This is a genomic window from Tenacibaculum sp. TC6, assembly GCF_050606265.1.
In the GTDB taxonomy this organism is placed as follows: Bacteria; Bacteroidota; Bacteroidia; order Flavobacteriales; family Flavobacteriaceae; genus Polaribacter.
The window spans coordinates 61616-72042 of the sequence record NZ_JBOCUK010000017.1; the positions used below are offsets into that span (position 1 = coordinate 61616).

At 29.8% G+C, this 10427-nt stretch carries 9 protein-coding genes; 8 read left to right on the forward strand and 1 reads right to left on the reverse strand.

Annotation, left to right across the window (positions count from 1 at the left end):
* Positions 1-1365 precede the first annotated feature (1365 nt).
* From ACQY1Q_RS10740 to ACQY1Q_RS10750, 3 genes are read left to right on the forward strand one after another with little or no spacing between them, the layout of a single operon-like run.
* Positions 1366-1521 carry a hypothetical protein gene (locus ACQY1Q_RS10740; protein WP_431005318.1) on the forward strand — a complete coding sequence of 52 codons (156 nt, stop codon included), beginning with the start codon at positions 1366-1368 and terminating at the stop codon, positions 1519-1521.
* Complete coding sequence (locus tag ACQY1Q_RS10745; RefSeq protein ID WP_431005319.1) at positions 1457-2008, forward strand: hypothetical protein; 552 nt, start codon at positions 1457-1459, stop codon at positions 2006-2008. Before ACQY1Q_RS10740 ends, ACQY1Q_RS10745 begins: the two co-directional genes overlap by 65 nt.
* Positions 2009-2012: 4 nt before the next feature.
* Positions 2013-2288 carry a hypothetical protein gene (locus tag ACQY1Q_RS10750; protein ID WP_431005320.1) on the forward strand — a complete coding sequence of 92 codons (276 nt, stop codon included), beginning with the start codon at positions 2013-2015 and terminating at the stop codon, positions 2286-2288.
* A gap of 3 nt (positions 2289-2291) precedes the next feature.
* Here the strand turns inward: ACQY1Q_RS10750 and ACQY1Q_RS10755 are convergent, their stop codons facing one another.
* Positions 2292-2681 carry a hypothetical protein gene (locus ACQY1Q_RS10755; RefSeq protein WP_431005321.1) on the reverse strand — a complete coding sequence of 130 codons (390 nt, stop codon included), beginning with the start codon at positions 2679-2681 and terminating at the stop codon, positions 2292-2294.
* A 1208-nt stretch (positions 2682-3889) separates the two neighbouring features.
* Here ACQY1Q_RS10755 and ACQY1Q_RS10760 point away from each other — a divergent pair.
* The 5 genes from ACQY1Q_RS10760 (at position 3890) to ACQY1Q_RS10780 (ending at position 9951) form a co-directional block, all read left to right on the forward strand.
* A complete protein-coding gene (locus tag ACQY1Q_RS10760; protein WP_431005322.1) occupies positions 3890-5317 on the forward strand; it encodes a T9SS type A sorting domain-containing protein in 1428 nt (475 codons plus the stop codon).
* A gap of 14 nt (positions 5318-5331) precedes the next feature.
* Positions 5332-7692, forward strand: a complete 2361-nt coding sequence (locus ACQY1Q_RS10765; RefSeq protein ID WP_431005323.1) for a hypothetical protein — start codon at positions 5332-5334, stop codon at positions 7690-7692.
* 10 nt (positions 7693-7702) lie between these two features.
* Complete coding sequence (locus tag ACQY1Q_RS10770) at positions 7703-8074, forward strand: hypothetical protein (protein ID WP_431005324.1); 372 nt, start codon at positions 7703-7705, stop codon at positions 8072-8074.
* Between the two features lie 472 nt (positions 8075-8546).
* Complete coding sequence (locus ACQY1Q_RS10775) at positions 8547-9410, forward strand: hypothetical protein (protein ID WP_431005325.1); 864 nt, start codon at positions 8547-8549, stop codon at positions 9408-9410.
* Positions 9403-9951 carry a hypothetical protein gene (locus ACQY1Q_RS10780; protein WP_431005326.1) on the forward strand — a complete coding sequence of 183 codons (549 nt, stop codon included), beginning with the start codon at positions 9403-9405 and terminating at the stop codon, positions 9949-9951. The genes ACQY1Q_RS10775 and ACQY1Q_RS10780 overlap by 8 nt, the downstream gene beginning before the upstream one ends.
* The last annotated feature ends 476 nt before the right edge of the window (positions 9952-10427 follow it).

Genomic DNA, 10427 nt, shown 5'->3' on the forward strand with positions numbered 1-10427 from the left:
TTCCGTACTACTCCAACAAATTGCGCAACGCAATAAAAACGCAATTTACGCAAAACGACTATTCTAAACCTTTACAATAGAATTATAGAGTTAAGGTGTTTATTTAATAGGTTGTTTACTTTAGTTAAAAATGTATTGTTAATTGATTTTAGGAAGATGCAAAGTGTAAACCTATTTCCGTACAACTCCTGCAAATTGCGTAACGCAAGAAAAACGCAAATTTACGCAAAAGGACTATTCTAAACCTTTACAATAGAATTAAAGCGTTTATTTATAGGTTGTTTACTTTAGTTAAAAATGTATTATCGATTGATTTTAGGATGATACAAAGTGTAAACTTATTTCCGTACTACTCCTACAAATTGCGTAACGCAAGAAAACGCAATTTTACGCAAAAGGACTATTCTAAACCTTTACAATAGAATTAAGGTGTTTATTTATAGGTTGTTTACTTTATTAAAAATGTATTGTTGATTGATTTTAGGATGACACAAAGTGTAAACTTATTTCCGTACTACTCCAACAAATTGCGCAACGCAATAAAAACGCAATTTTACGCAAAACGACTATTCTAAACCTTTACAATAGAATTATAGAGTTAAGGTGTTTATTTAATAGGTTGTTTACTTTAGTTAAAAATGTATTGTTAATTGATTTTAGGAAGATGCAAAGTGTAAACCTATTTCCGTACAACTCCTGCAAATTGCGTAACGCAAGAAAAACGCAAATTTACGCAAAAGGACTATTCTAAACCTTTACAATAGAATTAAAGCGTTTATTTATAGGTTGTTTACTTTAGTTAAAAATGTATTATCGATTGATTTTAGGATGATACAAAGTGTAAACTTATTTCCGTATTACTCCTACAAATTGCGTAACGCAAGAAAACGCAATTTACGCAAAACTACTATTCTAAACCTTTACAATAGAATTAAAGTGTTTATTTATAGGTGTTTGGGTTGTTATTGAATATGTTATTAATGTTTTTTTAGAACAATAAAATTGCATAACGCAAAAGAAAACGCAAAGTTAATTTTATAGTTCACGCTAAAGTTTAAATAATTGTAATAGGCTTAGTATAGGATATAGATAAAACCAAAAGTGCAAAAAAAGAAAAATCGCTTTATAACATGAATTAAGTCTTTGTTTTTTACGGGTTTCCGTAAAAAATAACCCTTATAAGCTAAGGGAAAACCCTGAGTGTAAAATTAGGGATAATGAGTATTGTATATTACCTGAAAAGCTAGTAAGTTTGGGGCTGTTAAATTGCTGTAACAGCTTAATTACTAAGTAAAAAACTCTTCCTTAAATTATACAATAAGTACTATATTTACGCTAGTATTAATTTATTAAAATAACGTAAAAATGAAAAAAGTAGTAGTAATTTTAGGTGTGGTGTTTACTGTAGGTTTATTAAGTAGTTGTACAGATAATTCACTAGATGATATTGAAAATAATGAAAAACAACAAATACAACTCATTGACAAAGATGATGTCGAAACCCCTACAACAAAAGGGTAGTCCTTTAAAATATTTAGCTTTTGAAACTTTAGGTAATATTCTCATATATTTAAGTGGAATATTACCTTTTATACATGTTTTAATAAAAGATGTTAAGCTTGAAAAAAAGTTTTTTGGTTTTTCTAGTGTACATAGATTTATGTATAGCCTTGGAAATCATGCTAGTTTATTGGTTTTAGTAGTAGGCATACTTATTTTGATTCCAATTTTTGACAAAGACAATATAGAAGCATACAAAAACAACTTAAAATATTCCTTATTATCTCCTTTTATTTCTGCTGTCTTTTTTATGACTTGGGTTTTTATACCTGGAGTAAATTTTAATCTTCTAGCATATGCTTTTATAGGAATCTGTGTTTCCGCTATTTCTGTTTTTTTGACATTAAGGTTATTAGATTATATTAAAATTTTAAAGGTAACATTCCTTTATAAAGAAAAATTATTAGAAAAAGGAATTGATTATGTAGGTTCAAAAATTAATAAATAAAACTATGAAAAGAAAAGAAAAACTAAAGGAGATTAAGCTTAAAATAATAGAATTAGAAGGGAAATCTTTAATTTATAAGCAAGGAAAAATTAGTAAGGAAGATTATGAAAGCTTTCTAAAGGAAGAAATTACATACTTAAAAGAACAGAAAATAAAAGAATTAAAAAACGAAATAGAGAAAGGTTTGAAAGAAATCAAATTTCTTAAACAAATAAAGCATAAAATAGAAAATAACCAGATTTTAGACGATAATGAAAAGTTATATATATTAAGTCTTTGATTTTTATTTTATCTCATTTTTTAAAAACTCTTTGGCTTTCTCTATAGCTAACTTTTCTATCCAAACTTTAATAACTTCATTATTTAAAATTCGTGACTTGTTTTTAAGTATGTATAAAGAAAGTTCGTCGTCCGATATGTTTTCAAATTTACTAATGATTTCATTCGGTAAATTTAATCTACTATCTGAATTTATAAATTCTTTTAACTCTTCGGTGACTCCAAATTTTTCGGCAATAACAATGATTTGATTAGTAGTAAGCGTTTTGTTTTTTATCGCTTTACTAATACCAACATCACTATATTTTATTGTTTCACCCAGTTTAGTAAAACTAATCTTGTTTTCAGATTTGAACTTTAGAAGCCATTCCGTATATAAATCAATGTCATTCATATAAAAATAAAAAAACTAACTTTTTTGTTTGATAAGTTAGAAAAGTTTGTATATTTGTCTCAGCTAAAACAAATATAGTTAAATCAATACGATTAGCAACAGTACATACTACGTACTGCGGTGAAAAATATTGCTTAAAAATAGATAAGAAATACAATTACGGCTAATGAACTAAAAAACGCAATACCAAAAAAATTAATACTATTTACTTTATGAATACACCTATGCTAGACAATCATTATCGGCTATTACTTATTGTAGAGGCATATGCTCATATTTATAAAGAGGATATCCAAAATACTTTTTTGGATAAAGAAATCACGGGGGCAATGCGTGATGCAAAGGAAATACAAAGAAAGCGTACTACTTTTTTTCGTGTTTTCCCAAGATAGTTCGGTTTTACTTTCGTAAGGTTTTAGAGTAACTATCAGCATTTTTCCTTTAACACGACCAACTCGGGGAGCTTAGAAGGACTTTACCTCGGGTTGGTTATAAAGGAATTAAGTTTATTAAATTAAAAGGCAGAGAGAACGCAAGGAATTACAAAAAAGCGCAAAGGTTATTTTGTAGTTCAATTAAGATAGTTAGCGTTATACATATAGAAGGGTTATTATAACGCTTAAACTACCTGAAATTTTCCCTTAAACCAAAACCAACTCGGGAAACTTTATGAGAACGTTGTTTCTCGGGTTGGTTATAAAAAACAGGGGGCAATCGGCTAAAACAGTTCCTGCTTTTAAAAAATAGTTTCGGAGGTAGTGAGTGACACCACAAGAAATGCAAAAAAACGTACTATCTATTTTTTGTATTTCACCCAAGGTTAGTTTTTTATGTTGTGGTAAAAAACTGCCTTATTTTTCCCTGACTAATCAACCTGAGTGTGAGTGCTTGGGTTGATTTTAATCAAGTTTTATAACAAAATCGTTCTTTTTATAAGAACCCTTTAAAAATATGAAAAAATAATTTAAAAAAAAGAAATTACTACGACCTACTTTTTTATACTAAGGTAACTTAACTCATTTGTTTACTTTTTTGTTAGGAAATATAGCTTATCAATAATTGACCTGTTTTTTACTGCTTTTAAACATTAAATGTACGATATAAGGTAGGGTATTTATTTTATTGACGGTTTATATCTAAAAAGAAAGCTATGTTACATAATCCATAATTGCAACATACCAATTACTAATTTTTAATATTTCAAATTTATGAAAACAACACTCAAATGTATCGGAGTGGTTGCTTTTAGTTGTATTACTTTACAACTAAAAGCCCAAGAACCATCCAAAGATTGTCATGAACAGGTAAGACAAGCTTTAGCCTATGTGCAAAAGCCACCTTACAGCGCAGAAGCCCAACAAAAAGCAATAACCCTGTTAGCACCTTGTGTAAAGGCAAACGATAGTTATGCCTTACTTACCATGGGTAGATTACTGCTTACCAACCCTGCAAAGGAGCAGGAAGCTTTTACGTTGATTGAACAATCAGCAGAGCAAGGCAATACTTTAGCCATGGTAGATATAGCTACTTTGTATAAGTATGGTAGAGGTTGCCAATTGAATTTTAACAAAGCCCGCAAATGGTACACAAAAGCGTATGAGGCAGGTAATGACAAAGCCGCTTATGCTTTGGGGTATTTGTATTTAAAAGGCTTGGGTACAATACCTCAAAATTATAGCAAAGCGGTAGCATGGTTTGAAAAAAGTAACTACCCCATGGCTCAGTATTGGTTAGGGCTCTGTTATTACTATGGGTACGGCGTACCTAAAAACAAAGTTAAAGCAAGTGCTTTGTTAGGTAGTGATGATACGGAAATACCAACACCGTTAGCAACTTCAAGCGCAACTACTAAAAAGCAAACCGTAACCCCTGCTTTGTTAAAAGATATAGAAAGTAGTACTGTATTTGAAGCTACCGTACCCAACACTACTTTAACAGGTACATGGCAAGGAACTTTATTACTAATGGACTGGAGTAACACCCATATAGAACATAAAGTACCGGTAACCCTTACCTTTAGCAAAGACAACGAAAACGGAACTTTACAAACACATTGGTCTTTCATAGAAGAAGAGTATAAACCTGAGGTAACTCAACTGGATAATACGCTATTTTATAACGGGTTTACCGCATTTTTACCTCATACTTCTTTAAAAAAGGAAATCCCAACCACATTAGCCCATCAAATTACCGAAGTAAGCTACCGTTTAAAGACTATGGAGGATGCTACCTACTTAACAGGAAACGTAACTACCTATGTAACTGATTGGAAAGAAAGCGGGGTACCGATGCGTTTTGTACTTACTAAACAAGAAAGCGACACTCCTAAAAGGGAAGAATTATCAGATGAAGCGTTGGAAGCCTTAAGCAGTCAAACACAAGAATTTATTAAACTATACCCTAATCCGTTTGAACAGGATTTACTTATTTCTTACAGTTTACCTACCCCACAAACTACTGAAGTGTATATCAATGCGCTAAACGGTTTTCATAAAAGAGTGATACAACCTGCCACAGCGCAAGAAGCTACTACCTATACCTATGTGTTAGAGGGTGACACCTTACCTAAAGGAATGTATGTGGTAACGGTACGTACCCAAGAGCAAACCTATACCCGAATTATTGTAAAAAAATAAAAAAGAAAACGAAAATGAAACAGTTATTTACTTTTATATCCCTGTTGTTTGTAGTTATAGCATTACAAGCACAGACTGATTTTCAGTATGCCGATGAGTTTATGCACGAGGGTGACAATACGGATATTATAACCGCTTTACCCAGAGGTTGTGGTTGTGAAGAGCCTAATTTAAGTTTTAGTTCCGGAAGCTCTTTTGCTACTGCGGTAGCTAATGAAAATCTGATTAAAAGAGCTGCCGAAAGAGGGTTAGACGAGTGGTATAAGAATCAAAAAAATGTTATAGAAAACTTTTTAGAGTCTAAGTATAACAAACAATTTTCATCTTTTGAAGAGGCAAAAAACCATTTATTTTTAGACCTTGAAAGTACCAACAGCGCTACTTATGTGAGACCGATAGCCAGGTCTAAAACAGCAGACAGAGACCGAAGAGCTAAACAACGAGTTATACAGATTAAAGGGTTAAAGGCTTTAAAAATACGAGAGAGTGAAATTAGAGGAGGGAATATTAATAATTCATTGTATGCGGATTTTAAGGTGAACAATATCGCTTTAAAAGATTATAAAACGCTTACTGACATACAAACTGCTTATTCCAATTTATTAACTCAGTTTATAGATAATAAATGGAAAGAATTTGAGAGCGATTATATTGCCAAAATTTTAAGTACTCCTTTTAACAATCATACCTTACAAACCAAAAATAACGACTATACTAGTTTTAATACATGGGAGAAGTTAGACTATATGCAGTTTTTAATCCATTACGAAGAACTTGTTAACAGACCTTCACCTTATGGTATGACTGATGAGGAACGTAGGCTTTTTGAAAGATATATTAATAAACTAAATACCATTACCTCAAAATATGTAGAAGATTATATAAATGCCAATAAATATAATGAGCTGTCTTTATTTCATCCTGATTACTGGAAAGTTATTTGGAAAAACGAGTATCATTATTTCCCTTATAAAATTGATGAGGCTAAAAGAAAACACCAAGAGTTAAAAGATAAAGAGCTTCGTATACTAATAAATAGCATTTCAATGAATGCTACTTCAACAATAGACTATTTAGTGTCATTACTTAAAATAACCGATAAAGATCAGTTACAATGGTTTAATGACCACCCCAACAAAGGAGAGGAGTTTTATAAAAGGATTCAGGATGCTAAGGTGAAAGATGCCAATATGCCTCCCCCATCACCAAAAGAGATGAGTTTTCCACCGGATTTTAATGAACAAGAAGCTTTAAGAAGTATACGAGCAGAATTAGCTAATGGGGCTATTGTTGGAGGGTTTATTCGTGAGCTGGCAATTACAGATGTTTCTCAAAAACGCTTTTTATATGATAACACCAATATTACCAATGAACTAAGAACATTTGCTAATGAAAACAGAGTAAACGGAGTTATCTCTGCAGAAGCTAAAGCTTTTATAAAGCAAGCTATAGCACTTGAAAAAACCTTAAATAATTCTTTACAAGTAAAACAAACGGGAAGCTTTCCAGAGGAAATAAGCTCATGTTGTCCGGGTAGTTGTTGCCCTAATCAGTTAATCTATCAAGATGATTTGATAATGCATGAGTATGGAGTACAACCAGTACAAGCTGCCGTTGATGGAACTTTTAACTTAATAGTATCTACATCAAGTCTAATTGCTAGTGACAGATGGGTTGGAGAAAGAGTTAGAAGAATTATGACAGAAATTGGAATGGAAGTTCCTTCGGATATTTCAGATGAACATTTAGGAGCATTATTTAAAATAAGAAAAAGAAATGGGCTTGTAATAGTAGAGTATAAAGAAGGGTTATTAAGAGAAATGCTTGATTTTGGCTTAAATACATTAGATATGCTTTCTTTTCTTTCCCCAAGTAAAGGTGGAGGAGCGTTTTTAGCAGCTAAGATGGGAGGAAGAATAACTATTACTAAAATGACCGAGCATTTAAGGAGTATTAGTGTTAATAGTACTAAAGTAGATAATCTTGTAAATAGTTTAAAAAATAAAGCTAAATTTGATCTTAACGGAACAGGTCAATATAGCGTAGTTAAAGGTCATCACCCTTTAGCAAAAAGTGCTTTTAAAAGTGATAAATTTTACGATATACAAAAGGCTTTTAGTGTTTCAACAGAGAGTTTGGGAGGTCAATCAGTACATTATGCTATTACAGGGAATCAAAATAGATTATATTCTGCATTTGCTAAAACAGGGGAAGTTTTGACGATAGATAAAATGGCAAATATTGAAATCAAGGCAATGGTTGATGCAGGTATACCAGAAAATATTGCTACAGGATGGGTGATAAAAGCCTTGGAAGATTTAAAGGCTCAAGGTGTAAAAGTAATTTCACATGTTCCTTGGAATGGTATAAACTAATTTTAATTATATGAAAAAAAATAAGGAAATTTTAGATGAGTTTGGTAAGATATTCACAAATGAGGTATTTGATGATAATTTAAAATACTCTAAGCAAATATTAAATGGAACTACAAAATGGGGACAAGGAAGTGAATATATAAAAGCTTTTCAGAGTCTTGATAAAGAAAATAAGGAGGTTGTAGAGAAATTCTTTATTGAATATCTAAAGACTAATTTATTTAGCTTTCTATCAATATTTGAAAGTCATGAAGAGTTTAAGTTGTATTATGAAAAAGGTACTCAAAAAGTAAATTTAGTAGAAATTAGTGAAATGCTAAAAGCTGAGCCTATTATAGAGAATGGGTGGATAGAGCGTTTTAGTAAAGAATTAAAAAAATAGAAAAATTAAAAGGCAACTACTTTTTAAATAGTTGCCTTTTTTTATATTCTTATGATTATGAAAAATTACCTTCCTTTAAAACTAGGTTTTATAAACATATTGATAGTTTTATGTTTATGTATAATTCCTATTATTTTTAGTTTACAAGATAATATAGGCATACTGATACTCACAGGAATTTTATTTCTTACAGGTGTTGGTTTAAGTATCACCGGACTAGTTTTAGTCATAAAAAACAATAAACCTGTATCTAAATTTGTTGTATTGTTTAGTTTGCTGTTAAATTTACTACTACCTCTTATAATTGTTATTCTATTAGTGGCAAATCTTAAAGATTTTGAGAAGATGTTTCTCTAATTTGTTTGTTCAATTCTGAATACAAATACAGCTACTTTAGAACAAGTAAAAGAAGCAGCAAAAGAAATCTATAAAAATTATCCTGAAATTTTAAAAGCATTAGGAATATAATATTATGATAAAGCATTATTCAATATTTGCAAAGTGGCGTAAAAAAGACGTAGCGTTTTTGAATACTTTAAATTTAAATAGAGTTATTGAAGAGGGGTATTTTGGTTTCTCAATAGAAGAAGGTATTACCTATAACAAAATATTAAATCATTATTCAAAAAACGATACAGCTTTTAATAAAACTAAACCACCTGAATTTTCAATAAATTTAGGTTTGGTAACTTTTTCAAAAGAAGAGTTAGATAGATCTATGTATTATGCTATGTTTTCCATACCACCAAAAGAGGTTTCGTCTTCTAGGTTTCCTCAGCCTAATAAAAAAAGAGAATATGTTAAACAAGTTTTTGAAGGATTTTTATATAAATACGGGGAGTTTTATGGAGTTAACTGTAAAAAACAAATAGCTCCTTTCAAAATTAAAAAACCTAAATGGAAAAAAGAAGAAATATGTTTTAACTTAGGGTTAGAGTATGAATATACTTTATTTAAAAGAGATTTTTATCAAGAGGTATTAGCACCCCTTGGGATAGATTGTATGGAAGTTTTAGATTATAAAACAGGTGAGCCATTAGAAGATACAGTTCAATTAGTTGTACCTGTAGCAAAGAGCAAATTATTATTAGAAAATTCTGCTTATGATATATATTCTTTAGGAGAAACAAATGGGTTTAAACAATATGGATTACAAACGTTAGATTTTTTTCCTCCTTTTGAAAAAGAATTTAATTTTCAAATCTGCTATAGCCAAGAGTATTTTTATGGAGGTTTTCGAAAAATAATTATCTCTAAAGAGTTTTGCAATTTATTATTGAAACATAAAATAATAGAGTATGATACTAACCATTTGATACCTTTGAAATATGAATAGTAAAATAATAGTAGCTATATTAATATACTTTTTTGGAATATTCAAATCTTTTTCACAAGAAAAGAAGGTAGAAGATATTTTTCAAGAATGTATATATAATACATTACCTGATAAAGGAAAGAAATTAAAAAAATATAGTAAAGACTATGAAGCTTATTTAATATCTGTTAATCTTTTAAAAGACAGTACAGGTATAAGTTATAAGGAGTTACTGCAATTTTTAAAGAAACCTAAAAACGCAAATAAATTGAGACTTTTAAAATATAGTTATATAGATTCCTTACTCTCTTACGGAAAGGAAATGAAAGAACTATTTTCAAATAGTGAATGTTTAAAAGAAATAATATTGCGTGATGACTTTGATGTTTATATAAGAAAAGCAGAAAAAATTACTCCGAATATGGCTCATGATGTGGATAATTTTTTTGTGAATGTAGATAGTCTTTTTACAGAAAAAGACTTAGAATTACCTTATTATAAGCAAAAGTTTCTTGCCTTATTTAGTATCTATAATGAATTGTTTTCTTTAGATAGTGAATAATTAATTTATTAAAGAGAAAAACAAAGTAAAGTATTAAGAGCTACTGAAAAAGTAGCTCTTTTTTTAGCGGTCAGATTTAATCTAAATTTTTAAGCGTTTCTGAATGATTTTTTAAAATGATTAGCTCTTTGAAAAGTATTTTATTAATTTTAATCCAGTGAAAAAAGAAAAATTTATAAATTGTCTCTAACTGGAAAAATGATGATTTAAACAGGTTTTGTTATTCTAAAAGAAATTATATTTGTTAATTCCATAGGTTCAAAAGACGATAAAAGCCTGTTAAAATTTATTCTTATATTGTTTTACTTTCCCTTATTGCTTACCTGTGTTTTTGTAAATTTCTTGTTTTTAGTTCTTTATATGTTGTATGTTCCTATCCGCCGTAATTGCGGTTATACATCTTAAGTTAGCAATTGTTTAAATTTAGTAATAAAAACCAGAAAGAAAAAGCGTAGAGTAAGGTTATGATATACGTT